Here is a 22,357-nt window from a genome sequence, read left to right as displayed (position 1 = left end):
GTCGATGAATAAAGAGCAGGCTCAGGAAAAAATAACTGCCCTGAAAGAATTATTAAATCAATACAGTTATGAATATTATGTTCTGGATAAACCAAGCGTTCCTGACTCGGAGTACGATCAAAAGCTGCAAGAGTTACAAAAAATAGAGGCTGAATTCCCGGAGCTGATTACATCCGACTCCCCGACCCAGCGTGTTGGCGGGGAACCGCTGGATGCTTTTCGAAAAGTCCGGCATAATGTCCCGATGCTAAGCCTGGGAAATGCCTTTAATGTCAATGATTTGCGTGACTTTGACCGCCGTGCCCGTGAAGGATGCGATCAGCCAATCAGCTACGTTTGTGAACTGAAAATTGATGGGCTGGCCGTTTCCCTGTTGTATGAAAATGGCAAATTCACCCGTGGAGCGACTCGTGGAGATGGGACAACCGGTGAGGATATCACGTCCAATTTGCGAACGGTGCGCAGTATTCCATTAACAATAAAAGATACAGAAACGATTGAAGTGCGTGGCGAAGTCTTTATGCCACACAAATCTTTTCTGGCGTTAAATAAACAGCGAGAAGAAAATGGCGAAGAACCGTTTGCCAATCCCCGTAATGCTGCGGCAGGATCACTTCGGCAGCTCGATCCTAAAATTGCTGCAAGCCGTAATCTGGATATCTTCTTATATGGTGTTGGCGAATGGCAGGCAGGAACTATCGAAAGTCATAGCGAACGGCTGGAGTATTTGCAGAAACTGGGATTAAAAACAAATCCCGAATGGCGCAAATGCCAAACGATTGACGAGGTGCTGGAGTATGTGGAATATTGGACGAAAGAACGTCCGAATTTAAGCTATGAAATTGACGGGATTGTTATCAAGGTAGATAATTTAGACCAACAAGAAGAACTGGGCTATACGGCAAAAAATCCACGCTGGGCGATTGCTTATAAATTTCCTGCTGAAGAGGTGCTTACTACATTAAGGGATATTGAACTAAGTGTCGGCCGTACTGGTGTTGTCACCCCAACCGCTGTTTTGGATGCGGTAAGGGTTGCTGGTACAACGGTAAAACGGGCATCACTGCATAATGAAGACCTCATTCGGGCCAAAGATATTCGGATTGGCGATAAGGTTATTATTAAAAAGGCCGGTGATATTATTCCGGAAGTTGTCCGTGTTGTCGAGGAAAAACGGACAGGGGAAGAACAGGAATTTCACATGCCAACTGAATGCCCGGCATGTGGTAATGAACTGGTACGGTTGGAGGAAGAAGTAGCACTCCGTTGCATCAATCCTAATTGTCCGGCCCAGTTAAAAGAGGGACTGATCCATTTTGTCTCCCGCAATGCAATGAATATCGATGGGTTGGGTGAAAAAGTAATCCAGCAGCTTTTCCGGGAGAATTTAGTCAAAACAATTGCCGATATATACAGGTTGGACCGGGAAGAACTGTTGAACCTGGAGCGTATGGGAGAAAAATCAGTTGATAATTTGCTAAAAGCTATTGATGCTTCAAAAGCGAATTCACTGGAGCGATTATTATTCGGGCTAGGTATCCGCTTTGTTGGTGCTAAAGCAGCAAAGACACTGGCTGAGGAATTTGAAACTATGGAAAAATTGCAACAGGCTACGATGGAAGATTTAATTGCAATTGATGAAATTGGGGAAAAAATGGCTGATTCTATTGTCCAATATTTTTCCGAACAAAAGGTAACCGACCTCCTGAATGAATTACGCGAACTTGGCGTTAACATGGAATACACCGGTGTGAAACGTTCCGAACGGACGAGTGATTCCATTTTTGCTGGAAAGACCTTCGTATTGACGGGAAAAATGGAAAACTACACCCGGCAAGAGGCTAAAACGCTAATCGAGAATTTGGGCGGATCAGTTACCAGTAGTGTTAGTAAAAAAACAGATTTCGTGATTGCTGGAGTCGATGCCGGCTCAAAATATGACAAAGCACAAAAACTCGGCGTGACTATCTGGGATGAGGAACAGTTAAAAGAAGCTTTGGAATGATCGAGATAGACAGCCCCGCCGGATAGGATGATCCATATCCGGCTGCAGTCCCGGAACATGCTATGGTATGTGCGGGATCTTACGTTTGAGGATCAGGGAGTGGAAATGGTGAAGAAATTATGTGTAGTTCTCCTATGTTCGCTATTATTATTGGCGAGCTGTGCACCAAGGATGAATGATGATGAGGAAGTCGTGCAAAAAAAGAATGAAACAGCCAATAAGGAAAAATCAATTGTGCCCAGTTATCAATTATCAGAAGAAACCTATCGGATGATCCTTCCTTATAAAACAAGTGCGGCCAGGGGAGTTATCCTTGATCAAATGGGAAACCGCCTGGATATAGATGAAATGGAAGAAGGATTAAGACGACAATCCAAAACCGTATACGATCCGAAAAAATATTATTACCAGGAAGGGCAGTATTTGGATGAGGAAACAGTTTACGATTTGATTGATGGCTTGAACCCGGATAAGGATCCAAAAGATAAAAAAGGGAAAAAAGAGAGGGAAAAATATTTTCGTGATCATCCACGATATTTATCCCATATTCTGGAGCAAAATTATTTGACCAAGAATGATAAGAATGCTGCAAAATTGGAAGGAATATCGATTGGGCTTGCCCTTAAGTCGGTTTACAAGTTTCAGGCAGAAGAAGGCGGTCCGTATCATTACGAGAAGATTAGTAAAGATGAAATGATGAAACAAGGAGAAGAAATGGCGCAAAAGGTGCTAAAGAAACTCCGTGGCATCGATGAATTAAAGGATGTGCCAGTTTTAATTGCTTTGTATCGTGAAGGAGAAGAAGGTTCGCCAGTTCCGGGAAACTATGTAGCCAAAACAGCGGTAAAAGCCGGGAAATCGACCATTGATGATTGGGACAATATCAAGGAAGAGCATGTACTATTCCCAGACGATAAATCGGCGGACAAGTATTTTGACGATAACAAGTTAATTGAGGATTTTGGCAAGGAAATTCAAGATTTCTTCCCCAACTATGTCGGTGTGATCGGTGATGGTTTCTATATTGATGGGGACTTGAAAAAACTTACTTTGGAAATCCCGATTGAATTCTACGGAAAAGGGGAAGTCATTGGATTTACACAATACGCTTATGGACTGATCAAGGAAATGTTTCCGGATTACTATGATATAGAAGTGAAAATCACCGCCAATAATGAAGTGGAAAGTGTGATTTACCGCAGTGCCGGGGACGATGATCCAACTGTTCATATTTTTGATTAGAATGGTGTAAAGTTATTTCTGTAACACGATAACATATCGACCTGGATTGCAGAATGACAGAAGAAATCACATTGAAGAGGAGCTTATGCAAAGTGCACAAGCTCCTCTTCAATGTGAACAGATTATCTTTGTTTGATGGTGCAGATGTCCTAACTCCAAAAAAGAACAACAGAATATGAACGTAGGACGGGGCATAAGACATATAAAAACAAAATATAACAACAAGGCCGGTTTTGGTAAAATATTGCAGAAGAAGGTCCTATTTTTGCATAACTTTCCCCATTTCAGGAAAGTCATTATATATTTTGATCGATAATCTGCTTAAAAGCCCTTCAATTTTCCCAATATGAATTTTCGGTAATTCATGCTATTATATAAATATAGAAACCTTGATGAATTTATTTTCGAATCCGGTCTGAGAGGTGGGTACATAGATGGAAATAGGATCATACATCAAATTACACCGTATCAAACAGGAAATGACCCAGGCGGAGCTAGCAGAAGGAATTGTATCCTTTGCCTACTTATCCAAGATTGAAAACGGTAAAACAGAGGCAAGTCCGGAAATCATTAGTCTTTTATGCTCACGTCTTGGCATACAGCTGGATAACGAAAAGGAAATGACCATCAAGGAAAAATGCCAGGAGTGGTTCAGTCGCCTGTACGAGGTCAGTGATAGAGAAGAAATTGTTCGCCGGTATAATGAACTAGAGGAGCTAATGGAAGATACACATTCCGAGAATCTGGTCATGTTCGAGATACATAAGATACGTTACTTCCTTATTCTAGGTGATTACGAAACGGCACTGACACAAATGAATAGTCTGGCAGATTTATTTAGCACATTTGATAACCTGCATCAATTTTATTGGTATAAGTTTAAAGGAAACTACAATTCAATTGTAGGGGAATTTATTCAAGCGATGCGAATGTATGAACTTGCAGAAGAAAAGCTGAACCAACTGGAATTGTCAGAAGAGGAAGTTGCCGACTTGCAGTATACGATTTCGGTAACACATAGTAAGTTGCGAAATACGCTTGAATCAATTGAATATGCAAATAAGGCATTGGATGTATTCCAAAAAAAATATAATTTTATGAGATGTGCACAGTGCCATATTTTGTTGGGCATTTCTTATCGGCGACTGATGATGTATGAGAAAGCGATTAAGAATTACAATTTGGCATCACACTTAGGAAAATTAAGTGAAAATAATCAACTGATTCAATTAACAAACCAAAATCTGGGAAGTTTATACTCAACTAAAGGTGAAACAAGTAAAGCAATCAAGTTCTATAGTAAAATAATGAATGATGAGCAATTAGCTATAGAAGAAAGACTAGCTGCCATCACATGTTTAATTAGGGAATATTACAATATTGATGATTACGATAAGGCGAGGGATTGTGTTAAATTAAGTCTGAACTTGATGGAGAATGCTGTTAATATTGAGCAGTATAAATTATTTTATTATATAACTTATACCTATTATTATGCACTTGAGAATGATAGGGAGGAATTTGAAGATTTAGTGATTAATAAGTTTATTCCATATTTGGAGAAACATAAAGACTATGCAAACCTTGTCACCTACGCAGAACTTATGGGCAAACATTATGAACAGTTACGCAGGTACAAGGAAGCAACCAAATTTTATAAGCAAGCTAATTTAGCTTATGAACAATTTACGATTATTTAAAGGGGGGATAAAGTTGAAAAAGATTATCGCAACAGTAGCCTTGGGTGCCCTATTGGCTACAGGATTTTTGTTCACCCAAGATAATTCATCAGATCTGGCAATGGATAGAGAACCTGGTGTTCTATCAATCAGCAGTCACGGCTCTTCATTTTAATCACTAAGTATCAAAGTTTTTAGTCTATTACCCTATTACTATGATGATGATTCCCGAAATGGATTGGAACCCGTTTCGGGACTTTTTTTGTTCCTACATAATAATTTGGTTGATATATTAGGTTTTCCGGTTGATAAAGGTGGGGTAAGCGATTGATACTGTAGAAAATGTGGTTGTTATTCGCGTGATTCAAATGTGAAAAAACAACAAACAGTGTCGCGATTAGTTGCTAATAGCTGTCTAATTCTGCTATTATCAATAGTATTGTGAGACTTAATCGGAGGTGTAAATATGGCGGATATTTCAATGGATCAGGTGAAACATGTTGCCAATCTGGCGCGACTTGCGATAACCGATGAAGAAGCTAAAATGTTTACGAAACAACTGAGCTCGATTCTGGAATATGCAGAGCAATTAAATGAACTGGATACGACAGGTGTAGAGCCAATGACACACGTACTGGATTTGAAAAATGTCCTGCGTAAAGACGAACCAAAAGAATGGATTACCCAGGAAGATGCACTGAAAAACGCACCAGATACAAAAGGTGATTATTTCCGTGTGCCATCGATCCTGGAGTAGGGAGGGAAAGACATGTCATTGTTTGATAACAGTATCAAAGAACTGGAAGTGAAATTACATAATAAAGAAGTTTCCGTAACAGAGTTGGTGGATACGTCCTATAAACGAATCGCGGAAGTGGATGACCAGGTACAGGCATTTTTAACATTGGACGAAGAGAATGCCCGTAATGAAGCAAAGGCGTTAGACAATGAAACACCGGATTTTGCGAAACATCCATTGTTCGGGATGCCTGCCGGGATTAAAGATAATATTGTATCCAAGGCACTGCGGACGACCTGTGCCAGTCAATTCCTGAGAAACTTTGACGATCCGCTATACAATGCAACGGTCATTGAGAAATTGAATGACGCGAAATCGGTGAAGATCGGAAAATTAAACATGGACGAGTTTGCTATGGGTTCCTCGAATGAAAATTCAAGTTTTACCCCGACACGCAACCCATGGAATACCGACTATGTACCAGGTGGTTCCAGTGGCGGGTCTGCGGCTGCGGTTGCTTCTGGTGAAGTTTTTTATGCTTTAGGGTCTGATACAGGTGGATCAATTCGCCAGCCTGCATCCTTTTGCGGGGTTGTTGGATTAAAACCAACCTATGGCCGGGTATCACGCTTTGGCTTAGTAGCGTTTGCTTCTTCCTTTGACCAAATTGGCCCAATTACCCGGAATGTGGCCGATAATGCTCGGGTATTAGAGGTTATCTCCGGTCAGGATAAAATGGATGCCACTAGTGCCAATGTCGAAGTGCCTGCATTTACAGAAGGGTTAACCGGTGATGTAAAAGGACTAAAGATTGCCGTTCCAAAAGAATATCTTGGTGAAGGTGTATCTGAAGAAGTTCGTAAATCGGTAATGGACGCGCTTGCTGTCTATGAATCATTAGGTGCCCAGTGGGAAGAAGTTTCCTTGCCACATACAAAATACGCGGTTGCAACATACTACCTGCTTGCTTCATCCGAGGCGTCTGCTAACCTGGCACGATTTGATGGTGTACGTTATGGTGTTCGTTCGGAAAATGCCAAAGATATGCTGGACATGTTTAAACTATCCCGTAGTGAAGGCTTTGGTGATGAGGTGAAACGCCGGATTATGCTGGGAACGTATGCATTATCGTCCGGCTATTACGATGCATTTTATAAGAAAGCGCAAAAGGTACGTACATTAATTAAACAAGATTTTGATCACGTATTTGAAAGTTATGATGTTGTTATCGGACCAACAACACCAACACCGGCATTTAAAGTTGGCGAAAATATCGATGATCCTTTGACTATGTATACCAACGATATTTTGACCATTCCTGTTAACCTTGCTGGTGTTCCCGCGATTTCTGTACCTTGTGGCATGTCGGAAAACGGATTGCCATATGGCTTGCAAATCATTGGCAAATACTTTGATGAAAACACGGTATACCGAACTGCACATGCTTTTGAGCAAGCAACCGATTATCATACGAAGCGTCCGGAGCTAGGGGGTGTGAGCAAATGAATTTTGAAACAATCATTGGACTCGAAGTACACGTAGAATTAAAAACAGACTCAAAAATTTTCAGTCCCAGCCCGAATGCTTTTGGGGCCAAGCCGAATTCCAATATTAGCCCAATTGATTTGGCCTATCCTGGGGTTTTGCCGGTATTAAACGAAGAAGCTGTCAATTTTGCGATGAAAGCGGCAATGGCATTGAATTGCGAAATTGCGACAGATACGAAATTTGACCGAAAAAACTACTTTTATCCGGACAACCCAAAAGCTTATCAGATTTCCCAGTTCGATAAACCGATTGGGGAACATGGCTGGGTGGAAATTGAAGTCGGCGGGAAAAAGAAGCGGATCGGTATCACTCGCTTACACTTGGAGGAAGATGCCGGTAAACTAACCCATGGTGACGATGGTTACTCACTTGTGGACTTTAACCGCCAAGGCACACCGTTGATCGAAATCGTGTCTGAACCTGATATGCGTTCACCGGAAGAGGCCTATGCATATTTGGAAAAATTGAAAAGCATTATTCAATATACCGGTGTTTCCGATTGTAAAATGGAAGAAGGTTCATTAAGGTGTGACGCGAACTTGTCGATCCGGCCAATTGGACAAGAAGCATTCGGGGTGAAAACCGAGTTGAAAAACTTGAACTCCTTCGCCTATGTTCAAAAAGGGCTGGAATTTGAAGAAAAGCGTCAGCAAAAAGTGTTACTTTCTGGTGGAGAGATTTTACAGGAAACCCGTCGTTTTGATGAAAAAACGAAAGAAACCATTTTAATGCGGGTCAAGGAAGGCTCGGATGACTACCGATACTTCCCGGAACCAGATCTCGTGCCATTATACATTGATGAGGCATGGAAAGAGCGGATCCGTCAGCAAATCCCGGAACTTCCGGATAAGCGAAAAGCACGGTTTATCAATGAATTGGAGCTATCGGAATACGATGCAGCGAATTTGACCAGCTCTAAAGAAATGGCTGACTTTTTTGAAGCAACGGTTGCAAGTGGCGCTGACGTGAAACAGGCATCCAACTGGTTAATGGGCGAAGTATCCGGATACATGAACAAGCATCTGAAGGAGCTGCATGATTTGGCACTTACCCCACAATCACTCGGTAAAATGATTCAGTTAATTGAAGATGGCACCATTTCTTCTAAAATCGCCAAAAAAGTATTTGCCGAATTAGTGGATAAAGGTGGCGATCCCGAGAAGATTGTCAAAGAGAAAGGGCTTGTACAGATTTCCGATGAGGGACAACTCCGTGATATCATTACGCCGATACTGGATGCCAATGAACAATCGATTATTGATTACAAAAATGGTAAAGATCGGGCATTAGGATTCCTGGTTGGCCAAGTTATGAAACAAACAAAAGGACAGGCAAATCCGCCAATGGTCAATAAGATTTTAAAAGAGGAAATGGATAAACGGTAAACATAAGAGAAGGCCATCTCGGAATTTAATTTCTGGGATGGCCCTCTTAAAATTATTGTATGGTGAAGAGGATTTACCGGATTATACCCGACTTATTAATCACGTGTGAGATGCTGAAACCCCACGAAATGAAGCTTCACTATTTGGTTCTTAACAATTTCACCAAGAATTTCCTCTTGGTGATTATCGCCTTTTTGAGCTCAAAAAAGTGCGGTTAGACTTTTCAAATAGAGAAAAAAAGTCTATGATAGTGGTTGTATGTATAAATAAAATCGCATTACATGATCTAGTAACCGTCATTGCAATAGGAGGAAGAGACGATGAAACGAGCCAGGATCATTTATAATCCGACATCGGGGCGAGAAGCGTTTAAAAAAGAACTGGCAAAGGTGTTAGAACGATTCGAAATAGCCGGATATGAAGCATCGGCCCATGCGACTACAGGTGAAGGCGACGCAATCGAGGCAGCAAAAACAGCGGTAGACAGAGGATATGATGTCGTTGTTGCAGCAGGGGGAGATGGAACCGTCAATGAAGTTGTAAACGGGCTTGCTGAACAGGATTACCGTCCCAAACTTGGAATTATACCTGTAGGGACGACAAATGACTTCGCCCGTGCATTAGGTATTCCCCGCAATATCATGAAGGCTGTTGATATTATATTAAACGATCGTTCACTGCCACTTGATATTGGTAAGGTCAATGAACGTTATTTTGTCAATATTGCCGGTGGTGGCAAGCTGACGGAATTAACCTATGAAGTGCCAAGTAAATTAAAAACGATGCTCGGACAGCTGGCTTATTATATGAAAGGGATGGAGATGCTTCCATCAGTAAAGCCAACAAGCGTTCGGATTGAATATGATGATGAAGTATTAGAAGACGAAATTATGCTGTTTTTGGTATCCAATACCAATTCAGTTGGCGGTTTTGAAAAGTTGGCGCCGGATGCCAAAATGGATGATGGCTATTTTGATTTGTTGATTTTGAAAAAGACAAATCTGGCTGAATTTATCCATATTGCAACACTCGCACTAAGGGGAGCCCACTTGGATCACAAGAACTTGATTTATACACAGGCAAAGTATATTAAAGTAGAGAACGTTGAAAAAATGCAATTGAATATTGACGGCGAATTTGGCGGGTTATTACCCGGTGAGTTTAGAAATTTAAAACAGCATATTGAATTATTTGTGTCCGATGAATTTGCGGAGAAAAATGACTGATGAAGCGCAGTCATTTTTTTAATTGAGCCATGGGATAGATGGAATTGTAGAGCTTTGAATGTTATATTTTAAATAAAAGTATTTGCATCAAGGAATGTATTTAATTAAATGAGAACAAGATATGGTATGATGAGAATACATTTTTACGAATGTAAAGGAAGATTCGATGGCGAAACAGACAGCACCTGTGAAAAAGAATGAGACAGTCACCTTAACATTTGAAGATTTGACCCATGAAGGAAGTGGCGTGGGCAAAATTGATGGATATCCGTTATTTGTACCAAACGCGTTACCAGGGGAAAAGGCCACAATAAAAGTAATCAAAGTAAATAAGAATTTCGGGTTCGGCAAATTACTGGAATTGATCAAAGAAAGTCCGGATCGGGTTGAACCTGTATGTGACGTCCACTGTAATGGCTGTGGCCTGCAACATATGAGCTATCGATTGCAGCTGGAGATGAAGCAAAATCAGGTGAAGAACGTGATGAAAAAGATTGCTCATCTGAAGCATGTGCCGATCCATCCGATTATTGGCATGGATGATCCGCTGCACTACCGGAATAAAGTGCAAATTCCAGTGGGAGAAAAGGATGGCAAACTGATTACTGGATTTTATCAAAAACGCAGCCATCGTATTATTGAAAATACGGAAACATGTGTCACTCATAACGTGGTGATTAATGATGTGGTCAAGTCTGTCAGAAGTATCGCTGATCGGCTCGGTATTTCAGCGTATAATGAGGAAAAACATACGGGTGTATTGCGACATATTATGGTACGAACAGGACAAGCAACGAATGAAATGATGGTTGTGCTGGTAACAAAGACAGAAGAACTGCCGAAGCAAGACGTACTTGTAAGGGAGTTAACCGAGACCTACCCGAACTTGAAATCAATCATGCAAAATGTGAATGATAAGCAGACCAATGTCATTATGGGCAAAAAAACGAAACTCCTGTGGGGCGAGAAATATATTCATGATCGGATTGGTGACCTGACATTTGCCATCTCCGCAAAATCATTTTATCAGGTAAATCCGGTACAAACCAAGACATTATATGATAAAGCATTGGCATACGCGCAAATTGGTACCAAGGATATCGTTATTGATGCCTATTGCGGGATTGGTACCATCTCCTTATTTTTAGCCGAACAGGCGAAGAAAGTATATGGGGTAGAAGTAGTACCTGAGGCGATTGATGATGCCAAGAAAAATGCCAAGTTGAACGGTATAACCAATGCGGAATTTTTTGTCGGAGAAGCGGAAAAAGTCATGCCTTGGTGGAAAATGCAAGGACTGGACCCGGACGTGATTGTAGTCGATCCGCCGCGCAAAGGCTGTGATGAGGAACTATTGAAGGCGATGATCGATATGCAGCCGAAACGGATTGTGTATGTGTCATGTAATCCTAGTACTTTGGCAAGAGATTTGCGTGTATTGGAAAATGGTGGATATGAGACAAAGGAAGTGCAGCCGGTCGATATGTTTCCGATGACGGAGCATGTGGAGTGTGTGGCGTTGTTAACACGGGTTGACGAATAAGTCACATTGACTTTTGCATGTTTTTACGTTAAAATGGATATAGATAGTAAAAGAGAAGCGCGTTTACGCTTCTCTTTGCAGCCATAGCCGTACAGGCGGTGGTTGTCACAATTTAATTTTTGCGAAAACCACCTTCACGCTTGCGACGGCAGTGGGTGGTTTTCTCTTTGTTTAAAAAGGTTTTATGGAATAGGTACGCACTAATCGCACAAACAATTCCTTTCAACACTTCTTTTAAAAACTCCAAGAAAGTTTCCATGAGGTTATTCTATTTATCGTGCTGGCTCTCCAGTCCGCAGAAGGTGGCTCATTTTCCCGCGTTGACTGGCTCAAAACTCCGTAACTCCGCATAAGTGGCTCAATTTATCCGCAATAATCAGTTTGAATACAGCATATGAGAAGCTTTCTAAAATTGAGATAGAAATTGAAGCATTAGAGAAGAAGAAAAATAAGTTGATTGATATGCGTATAGAGGGTAGTCTAGATAAAGAAACATATCAAGATAAATATAATGAGACAATAAAAAATCTCGATGACAAGAAACGAAGAAATAGAAATGAACGATATTTTTCAATGTAGGATGGATTTCAGAGGTCACTTAAAGTGTGTTAACATGTGTCCTGCAATGGTTGTTCCATATGTTTAATTAATTAAAAAGCTGTGAATAGGAGAGTGTCAAATGATTAACGGAGTGGAATTTGATTTTGTTGTAAAAGATAGCAAAACCGCTTTGGCGCAGTACAAGTCTATTTTTGATGTAGAAGTAGTAGAAGAAACAAATTTTAAAACAGGGAATAATGAAGCAGTATTCACAATTTACGGTACGCGTTTTCATATGCTTGATGAAAATCCTGAATATCAATTATTTGCTCCGAAAGAAGGGGAGACGCAATCATTTTGGTTCAATGTCGTGGTTCCAAACATTCAAGAAACATATGAAAAAGCAATGGCCGCTCATGCAACAGAAATTCAGCCTGTCACAAGAATGGAGGAAATGGGCATTTCAAACGCCATGTTTTCTGATAGTTACGGGTATGTATGGATGTTACATGAAATTCACCGCGAAGTATCTTTTGAAGAGCGCGTTGACATTTTAAGTAAAGATTTTGAATAACTGTGTGTAATATCATTTAGAGACACCGATTAAAGCCGATATTATAAACGAAGTCAATAAACTGTATCCTAATAATAACACTAATACACGCGGAATGAGTACTATGTTGATTGGATTATGCTAGAATATAATCAAACCATTGTTACCATAACGATAACTGGAGTTGATTAAAGGTGACATTACCCAAAAAGGATCGAAAATATACGTATGCTGATTATTTGTCGTGGCCAGAGGATACAAGAACGGAGATTATTGATGGTACCCCCTATTTACTTACAGCACCATCAAGAACTCATCAAAAGGTGCTGTCGGAATTACATCGTCAACTTGCCAATTTCTTAGTTGGAAAAGACTGTGAGGTCTATCCTGCACCTTTCCATGTCGTATTGGACATTGGCGAACAATCCGAGGATGTAGAAAACGCGGAAAATATTTTTGAACCGGACATTACGATTGTTTGCGACACATCTAAATTGGATGATGCAGGGTGTAAAGGGACACCGGATATGCTTGTGGAGATTATTTCTCCGTCTACAGCCAGACGTGATAAAATAATGAAATTTAATAAATATGAACAAGCAGGTGTGAAGGAATATTGGATTGTTGAACCGAAGGAAAAAATTGTTAGTGTGTTTATGCTTCAAGAAAACAGGCGCTACGGCCGACCGGATTTATATTCAGATCAGGAAGAGGTAGAAGTAGGCATTTTAGATGGCTGTATCATTGATTTGAAAATGGTGTTGTCTGAATAAAGTTACATGAATTTCTACGTATGTGATTCGCAAGGGGACAGGTAAGATCTTCCTGTTTGGCGTTTGAAGGGAAAACCGGACACGTGAAAATATATCGTTCTTTTTTCCGGCCGGATCCCCTCAATTCCATTTGGTGATCACTAATGCAAACCGGCGTGCCATACCGATCGATTTTTTCAATTCCCTGCGCATCACTTGGTTGATCTTTATGATTTCGCGGATTAATTGGTGTCACTAATTTTGCTTGCAGTATTTCCTTTGTTATTTCCTGATTACCCGGTGTTTTGATAAACTCCGTCAGCTAGGATACAGTTCAGCTGCTCCGCTATTTTCGAATGTTCCTCCTTGAATATTTTTAATGTTGGCTCCAACGTTTTTCCATCATGCATGTTCCCTTGCACACTTCCCGTAAAAACGGTGCAATTACTTTAGCTGGAGGCTGCTAGTTAAGTGATATCGGGTAACATTTTGTGAACCGTTCCTGGTTTTATTAGTGTACTCCCTTAACGAGAAATATGTACATATCCTCATGAGTTGAATAGTTGTAAAAAATGTATTCGGCATGCTATTATTAGCCGGTAATGATTTTATAAATATTATTCATGTAAGAGGTATTTAGGAATAGAAACGCTTGAACCTCTTCTTAACAAAACAGAATTCAATCTCTGGGGAGGGGATAATAATTGAAACAAGGAACCATTAACCTGCTATTAGTTATCACAATTATCTGCATATCCTTATCAGCAATACTTGTGAAATTGTCCGATGCACCTTCTACCATTATGGTGATGTATCGGATGTTTTTAGCATGTGTATTAATTTTTCCTATGGTTTTTAAATATCGAAAATCATTTTTAAAAATAAACAGAAAAGAGTGGATAGCCATTGTATTTGCCGGAATTTTTCTGGCAGGTCATTTTGGATTGTGGTTTGAGTCATTAAATCATACGACAGTGGCAAGCTCTACTTTAATTTTAGCGCTGCAGCCTGCAATTGCTTTAGTTGGCGGTCTGATTTTCTTTAAAGAAAAATTAGATATACGTACAGTGGTAGCGATGGGGATTGCTTTTATAGGTGTTGTTATTGTTGGCGGAGGAAATTTAGGCAGTGGAAGCGGCGTTTTATTAGGAAATATTTTATCCTTTCTTGCTGTTGTATCTGTTGTGCTTTATTTAATGATCGGCCAACGAAATGTAAAGTCAATTAATCACTGGGTATACAGCTTTTTAGTTTTTTTAGTGGCTGGTTTCACCGTTGCTGTATTTAATCTTATTGGTGGAATACAATTTACTGGCTATAGTGCAAATGATTGGCTAGTCTTTTTAATGCTCGCTATTTTCCCAACGGGCGCACATATTATTTTTAATTTGTTACTAAACTATGTTAATACGACAACAGTATCTATGAGCACGCTGGGAGAACCGGTCGGTGCTTCAGTTTTAGCAATTATCCTTTTAAATGAGATGCTGACACCAGTAGAAATGGTTGGCGGTGTTTTAATTATAGTGGGTATCTTCTACTTTTTAAGATTACAGGGAGGCTCAAAACAACCTATCCCAAAACAGCATTCTAAATCAGCAGAGACGGGCTAATGGCTAATAGCGACTACTACACGAATAACGGCCAGTGTTTTTAGTTTTACATGCTGATTTGATGATTTGCTAATCACCAAATAATGAGAAGCCCCGCCGTTGTGTGGGGCTTCATGCTTCATACGTTCTATCTTTTCAGGAAGTTTGGATTTTCAAAAGGGGGTATACATGGTTTAGAAAACAAAATTCTATTCTACCCCAGTCTCCCCTAGCTTTGCAAACTCCCTTTTAACCAAGCACGAGGACGGTATGGTCCAACCGGAATTTGGATCAAGCAGGTTTTTCCTTTAGAATCAATCCTGTAAAGCTGATCACAGTTGTTCACATCAAATCCTAGTAATGGATGCCCTCCCATTCCTAAAGCACACGAAATTAAAAGCAGTCGTTGTACGAGAATGCCCGCCTCCATCTGTTGGATGCGATATCCCCTATATCCCAATTCCTCTTTGAGATAATCTTTTTCCCCAACGACATGTAGACAAAGTGGAACCTGATACAGATTCACATTGGGCATTGTTAATCCATTTTGTAATAGCTCTCGGTAATCCCCTTTGTTTATCATTCGAAGGGCATGGGTGTTACTTTCATATAAGCAGGTACCATTTGGGATCCCTTCTACATTACATAAGCTACCATACAAAGACATACGACTCTCAATATTCCCATATGTTTCGTCGAGGTCATTCTGATAGGAGAAAGAGAATGTCTCCCTTAACAAAGTAGATAGTTGCGTTTGGCTCACTTTTCCGATCATAAAGTCGATATCAGGTGAATGTCTCTCCCTACAAATAGATGCGAGATTGTACGAAAAGCCTTCCATAAACGGAAGCAAGATCATTTCCGCATCTAACGAATGTTCCGCACTATGCTTATTTTTCAGCTTCACAAATGACCTCGTTGTTTCAAACATCGATATTTCATTAATTTTTTCCAGCATCGGGTAAGGAATGACTCTTTTTGAACGGTTATAGGAAATATGATTTAAAAGTGGCAATTCCCGGCATAATTGAGTGGCTGAAGCAGTTTCTTTTCTGTTTGTTTCTTTGTCAACATAATGGATAGAATCATCAGTAGATAATGAAATAGCCGCATATACACTTTCATCCTGTTCGGACAATCCAAGTAAATGATTGACCGCCCGATCAAGAAATTGGTAGCATACTCGTGAAGAGAATCTCATCTGATTGGCCACTTCTAACGCTTGCCCAATTAATACACCTGCATCAAGCCCTTGGAGCCTATAAGAAAAGTTGTTATATTTATAAAAGTTTTTCCAAAAAACTGTTGAAATAAAGATTGTGCAAAAACAACTGGAAATATCATTACCATTTTTAAGACTTCTGGCTAAGTAGAAATCATAATCTCCTTCTCGCACCAATACTAGGCGGTGATGCGCCACATCATAATGGTAAATGCCTTGTGGAGCTTTTTCAATATTTATATATACATATATTTCATTGGGATAAAGTGCCCCTCCTGAAGGAACAAACCTGCGAGTCGATTGGATAAAGCTCACATCTTTTTCATTCATTCCACTGTTTAAAGCGGATTGAGCGTATTGAGTGAGCCCATAAACATACCATAAGAAATGACCAAGCTCCACCAAGCTCGGCTTTACATGTGCTTCCCTTTTACCAAGTGTTAAAGGCACATCTGCGGAAAGTGGAACCACTGGTAAGCGGCGATACAATTTATAGGGGAGCGGTGCATCTTCCCAATCCACTTGCCAATCCGGCGGAGTGACTTTTTCTGTGTCAAAATGCAGATCGTGTAGAAACGTTTCTGGATCCATCCTAAGCCTCCTTATTCTACCATTATGGGAACGGATGGGGATTTGGATTTAACTGATCATACGTTAGTGGTGCCTTTGTAAATCCTAGTTCCATCGGTACCGTAAGTACTCTCTTCAGCCCTTTCACCCGGGTAAGATGATGTCCAAATGTCATCGGTAACATTCCGGGAATCAATACTTTTACACAGTATAACCCATTTCGTTTCGTGATAGGTGTTGTTTGATCAACTACAATGACCTCAAGGTTTAACTGTCGGAATTTCTGAAGAATATCTTGAAGATCATCCTTCAAATCAATATTTGCATGTGGCTGCTTAAATTCCTCGGAAAATGTACGTAATGGACGATGGTCATCCAATAAGAAATGCAATCGTTCCTCTGCTTCTGGCAGACCGTAAAGCAGGCCATGGTCTTCCATCGTATGCACGGCAAACGGATCCCGTAGCATGGCTTCATATTTCTGTCGGTTTTCCTCAAGCTTTTCGTCTTGTCTGGCCATCGTTCCTGCAAGTTCATAGATCGTGCTTTTTACAGCACTAATAGGATCAGGGTTAGCTGCGGCTGCGCAAATGAGGTTTAATCCCTTTGATTCTCTGTTTTTTGCCACACCAAAAACGCTCGGAATCCCATGTTCCATCGTTGAATTATAAAAATAAAGGTCATATCCGGTCACTTCATATAACCTGTCGACCATTAACTGCAGTTCTTTGTCATCTGCAGAACGAAGATTAAGACGCGGAAGAGGAAGGTAAGCATACCACGTTAACAAGAAGGCGTCCCGTTCAACAACCTCCATAATGCCATGAAAAATAGCTTCTTCTAAACTTCCGCCCAGCGCACATCCATTTGAAGTTTCATAAACCAATCCTTCGCTGTAGCCCAAACTGTAATAAGCAAGTAATTCTGGAACCAAAATAGGGCGTTCAGATAAAAACGAATAGCCCCAGACCCAATTCATTGGCCGATCAGGATGAAACGGTTTAAAGGGAAATTCTGACTTTTCATATTGCTCCTTTTCATGTAAACCTACTCGTATAGGATTTATCGCGTTATTCTCTAGTTGACGATAACTATTACGTACTACTGTCCGCTTTCCACGAGGCCTGATTCCACAATATCTCTCTAAACCTTCCAAAATGGCAGTTTGCTCACTCATCTCATAAGAATTAGACCTTCCTGCTACTCCTTCATCTGCTCCAAACAAAGGCAAGTTGACTATCACATCCGCAAAAGGCAACGTTAAATCTTGTACTTTCCCATTCATAATACCAGTACGTTCATCAAGATAATCTCTGGCTAAAACTGCTTTTAATTCATCTATCGAACGGCAGCGATAACCATTCCCGCTTGTTTTCAGACGAGATGTCAACTTGATTCGAGCTCGTTCAGCTGTATCATCAGGCAAACGACTGCATATTTGGCATGATGGGTCGGGCAAGAAATAGTGACTGGAGTTTGTTAATGTTTTCAGGTTCGTAATGAAAATCCTTTCTTCCAAATTGCTTGGTATTCCTTGAAGAATCCTCTGTACTTCGTTGCATATTAAATTTGCCATATGCGATAGTCCCATTCGTGATGCCCATACATCTTGCCGCGGACTTGCTTCTGCTGCCATTCTCATCTGAAACTCCCACATTTCCTGACTATCAGCTCCAGCTATTATACGGCGCATGTCCGCGCAGCGAGAACATCCCGGTGAATCAGGTCGTACGAATGGACCGATGATTCCTTCCCCAAACGATGCAAATCCTCGAAACCACGGGATACGTGCAGTTCTGAAACTTTCATCCGCTTTTTGATGAATAGATGGATACCAGGCATCATGCAGCACAAGAGCTAGTTTTGTGTCTTCGGGAACGTCATCTAAAATGTTTTGACGCTTGACGGAATAACTATGGGACAATTGATCGTATACAAAGTTTGCTAATAAACCGTGTCCGCTAATTAGAATATGAGTAGCCATTAGGACTCATCCTCCTGTATCTGCACACCAAACACCCCGGCCATTTCCTGTTTCATAAAAGGTTCGAATGTAAGATCATAAACGAATAACCGTTTGCTGTTTTGTCTTAAAGTCTGAATAGCGGATTGTAATAACTGCAATTGTGTCACTTCATCACAAGAGGGGATTTCAAGTCTGGTTTCCGTTTTATTACTAAAAACTACTGGATCCGTTTCTTTTCTCATCATGGAATCCATAGGACCGCGGGTATCCAAAATCGCTTGTTTCAATGCATGCCGCATGCCTAATGTAGTATTTAAACCCACACTGGAATACCAGCGTCCATTTGATTTAACCCCTATCACGGGAAAGCCTAACAAGTTCTCTTTCAAACCGATTGCCGGTGAACCGTTTAAGCTAGTCAGAGCATTATAATAATATTTGCATCGCCTATCTTTCATTAATTCTACCGGCATATTAATCGTATTCAGTTGGTCACTGTTTTTTTTTGCCAATGCTTCATTCAAATAAGCTTGCAGTCCCCGGCAAATAGCCTCTTCAATGGTTTCCCCCGCCCCGACGCCAATACCGTCCTCAGTTATGTTTGTGCCAACCTGATGATTCCCTTTTTTGAACTCCGTGGAATCGATCATTTGTGTAACGTACATTTCAATTCCAGTCAGGCCAGCTTCTCTTCTTGCATCCTCATGTGTTAAGTCCGCACAGATAACTTCTGGCAATAGTTCTGCCGGGCCCTCTGACATCGGATTAATCGCCTGAACATAACACTGTGCAAGTGGAAGCTGTGACAAACTTTTTTCCGTCCACGTATGGAAAATTCCCGTCTTCTCGGAAGTTAATTGACTGAAATATCCCAAAAGGTCATTCGGTTGATGATCTCTGACCGTTTCCTTGTTGAGCCTTGCGTCAAGATTTTCAACAAGTTTGGGCGTAAAACTTTTGGATGTCACTAACGGATGTGTGATAAATGATAACCATTCACCTTCCAGCGTTTCAAGATCAAGCAGGTAAATTTGGTTGCTTTGATTTGCATCAGCAATTCCGGTAACATTCTTAAACATTTCAAACACGGCGACATTCGCTAAAATGGATGCCGTTGTTGACGAAAACGGCTGAGAGCACGGTTCTTCTGTATGCAATACGGATCGATGAATTCTAAGCCATGCAGACTCCCAGCACCCATCAGATTCCGGATGAAATAACGGACCGGAAAGCCCCACTTGTTGTAAACATATGGCAGGGATAAATGACTTCTTTTCCTCTCTGCAAACGGAGTTAAGTTCCCTTAATTCATTTACATCTCCGGACTGTGAGACGTATAAAATCCAATCATAGTCTTGCATAACCTGTTTCCAAAATTCTCCACCTTTTCCTTTCTGAAAGTTTACCTCCATTACCTCAGCATCTGGCTCCCTCTCTCTGACACTTTGAACCAATTCATTCAAACGTTGCCTATTTGTATCATCTGGATCCAAATTCATGGCATTTAGTTTAGGCAACCCTGATTCGATTAACGCGGAGGCCAATGAAATGAGAAAGGGACCCGGGCCAACAGCAAGAACATTAGATTGGCGATATTTTTGGAAACGATACGCTCCGGAATCCACGAAACTCTCTATAAATTCAATTTGTGAAGCATATTTTTCGAGTATGGAACGATTTAATTGATGGGGGATATCTTTACTGGCGTCCCGAACAAAGCCATTCTTGTATAACGTTTCTCCAATTTCATAAACCCTGTTACGATACGGTGGCGTTAAGCCCGTAGTTAATTCTCCTAATGTTTTTTCGCCGTTAAACATCGGTATCAATTTTTCAATCCATTGATAAATTGTCGTTCCTTCCATGCGAAATGAACTGGAATTATTTCGGAAATATACACCGCCCTTTGCGTCTGGGAGAAAAAATGTATCCCTCTTCACCTTTAGACGAGTGGATGAATTCAACTTTAACATTTATTTCCTCCTCGTTTCTAATTGTTACGAATCCTTCATTCATTATCATTTTATGTACTCGTGACTGTCCACTATGATAAAAAATAAAAGTGAAAGCACTCACTTAGCACTGAAGCTAGACAGGGTTAAAAGGAAGAGAAATCCCCCTGCATTGGCTATCAGGGGGACATTTTATAAAACTAACATTTTTTCTTTGACCTAAATAAAAAATCCAAAGCAACCAAAACAGCCAAAGCAGCCGCCACAGCGGAAACCACCACAGCGAAAACAACCGCCACAACGGCCACAACCGCCGCAACGACCACAACCGCCACAAAGCCTGCTGTCAACCTGAACCTGATTTTGATTCATATGATCCATAGGAACTAATTCACTAACATGATAATTATCCATTCCTAATTGTTGCAAATCGTTTTGATAGTACTGCATGTGTACCTCCCCTTTATATTTATTAATTATTGGTAAATTGGCAACAAGAGAGTCAATTGCTGTCTTCTGCATATGAAAACTTTTTCTCTCTTTAACACAATATGATCCTTTTAGGTGGTTGTTACTGATGTAAGAGCCTATTTCATGGTGTTTGAATAGATCCTTAACGTATGTTTTCAACCTTTTGCTGGCAGTACCCTGGATGGAGACAACACAAAACCAGGTCTAAACGGTATGTAGTCAGTCATGATCCAAAAACAATGAATTGATACTTCGCAAAATTACTATATATGAAGGAAGGGAATTTCAACTGTTCTATAGAAATCATTAAGTGACTAATCCAAGTTACAATTGTAGAAAGGGATGAACCTTTGATGAAAATAAACAATTACAAAGTTGCAGTCGTACAAGCTGGATCAGAAGTAATGGACAAGGAAAAAGGTATCAAAAAAACAATCAGATTAATAGAAGAGGCTGCTATGAACCATGCAAAAATTATTGTTTTCCCTGAAGCATTTATACCAGCTTATCCACGTGGGATGTCATTTGGTGCGGTAGTAGGAAGCAGGTCAGATGAAGGAAGAAAGGATTTTGCCAGGTATTGGACGAACTCCATAACGGTTCCGGGACCTGAGACGGAACAAATCGGCAAAGTTGTTAATAAAGCTGGGGTATACGTCGTAATTGGGGTTCCAAAACAGTTTAATCTAAATTATTTAAAATTAATTACTTTTTAGCAGGATTCTTGCATTTTATGTCGAACCTTGTAAGTAGAAATAAAATGAGGAGGATCGCTAACATGTATACCATCGATGAAGCATCCAGCATACTTGGTGTTCATCCCACTACATTAAGAAGGTGGGAAAAAGAGGGGAAGATAACATCCTCTCGAACCACCGGTGGCCATAGAAGATATGCTGTAGAAGACCTTAGTGCTATCAAGCATGATCTGAAACCACTTCAAGACAAAATTGTTATTGGGTATTGCCGTGTATCATCATCGGACCAAAAGGAAGAGTTAAAAAGGCAGGTCCATACCGTTTCGCAGTATTGTTCGGCAAATGGATATCAGTTTCGTATTATAAAAGATCTGGGAAGTGGTTTGAATGACGATAAGAAGGGGCTAAAGGAATTAATCCGGCTGGCGCAAAGCAATCAGGTGGAGAAAGTTGTCGTCAACTACAAGGATAGGTTACTACGTTTTGGGTATGAATTGTTGGAACAAATATGTGCCTTCCATCATGTGAAAATTGAAATCGTCAACCATACAGAGGATAAAACATATGAGCAGGAGTTAGTCGAGGATATGCTTTCCATTATTACTGTCTTCAGCAGCCGCTTGTATGGAAGCAGAAGTCACAAGCGAAAGAAACTGCAACAAGCGGTGAAACAG

At 40.5% G+C, this 22,357-nt stretch carries 19 protein-coding genes; 14 read left to right on the top strand and 5 right to left on the bottom strand.

What is annotated here, in order from left to right; all coding sequences use genetic code 11:
* The first annotated feature begins 4 nt into the window (after positions 1–4).
* The 12 genes from ligA to ABRT01_RS08930 all read left to right on the top strand — a co-directional run bounded on the left by ligA (position 5) and on the right by ABRT01_RS08930 (position 14,825).
* Positions 5–2,005, top strand: coding sequence for an NAD-dependent DNA ligase LigA (gene ligA, locus ABRT01_RS08985; RefSeq protein WP_269411464.1), 2,001 nt, complete (start codon positions 5–7; stop codon positions 2,003–2,005).
* A gap of 105 nt (positions 2,006–2,110) precedes the next feature.
* Positions 2,111–3,247 carry a CamS family sex pheromone protein gene (locus ABRT01_RS08980; protein ID WP_367746871.1) on the top strand — a complete coding sequence of 379 codons (1,137 nt, stop codon included), beginning with the start codon at positions 2,111–2,113 and terminating at the stop codon, positions 3,245–3,247.
* Between the two features lie 434 nt (positions 3,248–3,681).
* Positions 3,682–4,947: a helix-turn-helix domain-containing protein gene (locus ABRT01_RS08975; RefSeq protein WP_269411466.1), complete on the top strand. Its 1,266-nt coding sequence runs from the start codon at positions 3,682–3,684 to the stop codon at positions 4,945–4,947.
* A gap of 13 nt (positions 4,948–4,960) precedes the next feature.
* A complete protein-coding gene (locus ABRT01_RS08970) occupies positions 4,961–5,101 on the top strand; it encodes a hypothetical protein (protein ID WP_269411467.1) in 141 nt (46 codons plus the stop codon).
* 291 nt (positions 5,102–5,392) lie between these two features.
* A complete protein-coding gene (gene gatC, locus ABRT01_RS08965; RefSeq protein WP_269411468.1) occupies positions 5,393–5,683 on the top strand; it encodes an Asp-tRNA(Asn)/Glu-tRNA(Gln) amidotransferase subunit GatC in 291 nt (96 codons plus the stop codon).
* A 12-nt stretch (positions 5,684–5,695) separates the two neighbouring features.
* Positions 5,696–7,171 carry an Asp-tRNA(Asn)/Glu-tRNA(Gln) amidotransferase subunit GatA gene (gene gatA, locus ABRT01_RS08960; protein WP_269411469.1) on the top strand — a complete coding sequence of 492 codons (1,476 nt, stop codon included), beginning with the start codon at positions 5,696–5,698 and terminating at the stop codon, positions 7,169–7,171.
* Positions 7,168–8,598 carry an Asp-tRNA(Asn)/Glu-tRNA(Gln) amidotransferase subunit GatB gene (gene gatB / locus ABRT01_RS08955; RefSeq protein ID WP_269411470.1) on the top strand — a complete coding sequence of 477 codons (1,431 nt, stop codon included), beginning with the start codon at positions 7,168–7,170 and terminating at the stop codon, positions 8,596–8,598. Before gatA ends, gatB begins: the two co-directional genes overlap by 4 nt.
* A gap of 320 nt (positions 8,599–8,918) precedes the next feature.
* Positions 8,919–9,824 carry a diacylglycerol kinase gene (locus tag ABRT01_RS08950; RefSeq protein ID WP_269411471.1) on the top strand — a complete coding sequence of 302 codons (906 nt, stop codon included), beginning with the start codon at positions 8,919–8,921 and terminating at the stop codon, positions 9,822–9,824.
* Positions 9,825–9,990: 166 nt separating this feature from the next.
* Positions 9,991–11,367 carry a 23S rRNA (uracil(1939)-C(5))-methyltransferase RlmD gene (rlmD, locus tag ABRT01_RS08945; protein WP_269411472.1) on the top strand — a complete coding sequence of 459 codons (1,377 nt, stop codon included), beginning with the start codon at positions 9,991–9,993 and terminating at the stop codon, positions 11,365–11,367.
* 679 nt (positions 11,368–12,046) lie between these two features.
* Entirely contained in the window at positions 12,047–12,481 is a 435-nt protein-coding gene (locus ABRT01_RS08940) for a VOC family protein (RefSeq protein WP_269411474.1), read from the top strand.
* 173 nt (positions 12,482–12,654) lie between these two features.
* A complete protein-coding gene (locus ABRT01_RS08935) occupies positions 12,655–13,233 on the top strand; it encodes a Uma2 family endonuclease (RefSeq protein WP_269411475.1) in 579 nt (192 codons plus the stop codon).
* Between the two features lie 683 nt (positions 13,234–13,916).
* The gene (locus tag ABRT01_RS08930) at positions 13,917–14,825 is read left to right on the top strand and encodes a DMT family transporter (RefSeq protein WP_269411476.1); all 909 of its coding nucleotides are present in this window, start codon (positions 13,917–13,919) and stop codon (positions 14,823–14,825) included.
* Here ABRT01_RS08930 and ABRT01_RS08925 read toward each other — a convergent pair.
* From ABRT01_RS08925 to ABRT01_RS08905, 5 genes are all read right to left on the bottom strand, one after another.
* A complete protein-coding gene (locus ABRT01_RS08925) occupies positions 14,822–14,947 on the bottom strand; it encodes a hypothetical protein (protein ID WP_269411477.1) in 126 nt (41 codons plus the stop codon). The genes ABRT01_RS08930 and ABRT01_RS08925 overlap by 4 nt on opposite strands.
* A gap of 86 nt (positions 14,948–15,033) precedes the next feature.
* On the bottom strand, positions 15,034–16,617 hold the full coding sequence (locus tag ABRT01_RS08920) for a SagB family peptide dehydrogenase (protein ID WP_367746856.1): 1,584 nt from the start codon (positions 16,615–16,617) through the stop codon (positions 15,034–15,036).
* 22 nt (positions 16,618–16,639) lie between these two features.
* On the bottom strand, positions 16,640–18,580 hold the full coding sequence (locus tag ABRT01_RS08915; protein ID WP_367746855.1) for a TOMM precursor leader peptide-binding protein: 1,941 nt from the start codon (positions 18,578–18,580) through the stop codon (positions 16,640–16,642).
* Positions 18,580–20,535 (bottom strand): putative thiazole-containing bacteriocin maturation protein, encoded by a 1,956-nt coding sequence (locus ABRT01_RS08910; RefSeq protein WP_367746854.1) that lies wholly within the window; start codon positions 20,533–20,535, stop codon positions 18,580–18,582. Before ABRT01_RS08910 ends, ABRT01_RS08915 begins: the two co-directional genes overlap by 1 nt.
* 198 nt (positions 20,536–20,733) lie before the next feature.
* Complete coding sequence (locus tag ABRT01_RS08905; RefSeq protein ID WP_367746853.1) at positions 20,734–21,036, bottom strand: heterocycloanthracin/sonorensin family bacteriocin; 303 nt, start codon at positions 21,034–21,036, stop codon at positions 20,734–20,736.
* A gap of 302 nt (positions 21,037–21,338) precedes the next feature.
* Here ABRT01_RS08905 and ABRT01_RS08900 point away from each other — a divergent pair, with 302 nt between their 5' ends.
* Complete coding sequence (locus tag ABRT01_RS08900) at positions 21,339–21,701, top strand: nitrilase-related carbon-nitrogen hydrolase (protein WP_367746852.1); 363 nt, start codon at positions 21,339–21,341, stop codon at positions 21,699–21,701.
* 62 nt (positions 21,702–21,763) lie between these two features.
* On the top strand, positions 21,764–22,357 hold a 594-nt coding region (locus ABRT01_RS08895), incomplete at its 3' end, for an IS607 family transposase (RefSeq protein ID WP_367746851.1).

The organism is Lentibacillus sp. L22 (assembly GCF_040812445.1).
GTDB classification, from domain to species: Bacteria; Bacillota; Bacilli; order Bacillales; family Amphibacillaceae; genus Lentibacillus_C; species Lentibacillus_C daqui.
The sequence above is the reverse complement of the archived record's forward strand: the minus strand, read 5'-3'. Positions and strand labels throughout refer to the sequence as shown.

Excerpts from the sequence above, each read along its gene's own strand:
- ligA (WP_269411464.1), top strand. The coding sequence starts at position 5 with ATGAATAAAGAGCAGGCTCAGGAAAAAATAACTGCCCTGAAAGAATTA.
- ABRT01_RS08980 (WP_367746871.1), top strand. The coding sequence starts at position 2,111 with ATGGTGAAGAAATTATGTGTAGTTCTCCTATGTTCGCTATTATTATTG.
- ABRT01_RS08975 (WP_269411466.1), top strand. The coding sequence starts at position 3,682 with ATGGAAATAGGATCATACATCAAATTACACCGTATCAAACAGGAAATG.
- gatC (WP_269411468.1), top strand. The coding sequence starts at position 5,393 with ATGGCGGATATTTCAATGGATCAGGTGAAACATGTTGCCAATCTGGCG.
- gatA (WP_269411469.1), top strand. The coding sequence starts at position 5,696 with ATGTCATTGTTTGATAACAGTATCAAAGAACTGGAAGTGAAATTACAT.
- gatB (WP_269411470.1), top strand. The coding sequence starts at position 7,168 with ATGAATTTTGAAACAATCATTGGACTCGAAGTACACGTAGAATTAAAA.
- ABRT01_RS08950 (WP_269411471.1), top strand. The coding sequence starts at position 8,919 with ATGAAACGAGCCAGGATCATTTATAATCCGACATCGGGGCGAGAAGCG.
- rlmD (WP_269411472.1), top strand. The coding sequence starts at position 9,991 with ATGGCGAAACAGACAGCACCTGTGAAAAAGAATGAGACAGTCACCTTA.
- ABRT01_RS08940 (WP_269411474.1), top strand. The coding sequence starts at position 12,047 with ATGATTAACGGAGTGGAATTTGATTTTGTTGTAAAAGATAGCAAAACC.
- ABRT01_RS08925 (WP_269411477.1), bottom strand. The coding sequence starts at position 14,947 with ATGAAGCATGAAGCCCCACACAACGGCGGGGCTTCTCATTATTTGGTG.
- ABRT01_RS08920 (WP_367746856.1), bottom strand. The coding sequence starts at position 16,617 with ATGGATCCAGAAACGTTTCTACACGATCTGCATTTTGACACAGAAAAA.
- ABRT01_RS08915 (WP_367746855.1), bottom strand. The coding sequence starts at position 18,580 with ATGGCTACTCATATTCTAATTAGCGGACACGGTTTATTAGCAAACTTT.
- ABRT01_RS08910 (WP_367746854.1), bottom strand. The coding sequence starts at position 20,535 with ATGTTAAAGTTGAATTCATCCACTCGTCTAAAGGTGAAGAGGGATACA.
- ABRT01_RS08905 (WP_367746853.1), bottom strand. The coding sequence starts at position 21,036 with ATGCAGAAGACAGCAATTGACTCTCTTGTTGCCAATTTACCAATAATT.
- ABRT01_RS08900 (WP_367746852.1), top strand. The coding sequence starts at position 21,339 with ATGAAAATAAACAATTACAAAGTTGCAGTCGTACAAGCTGGATCAGAA.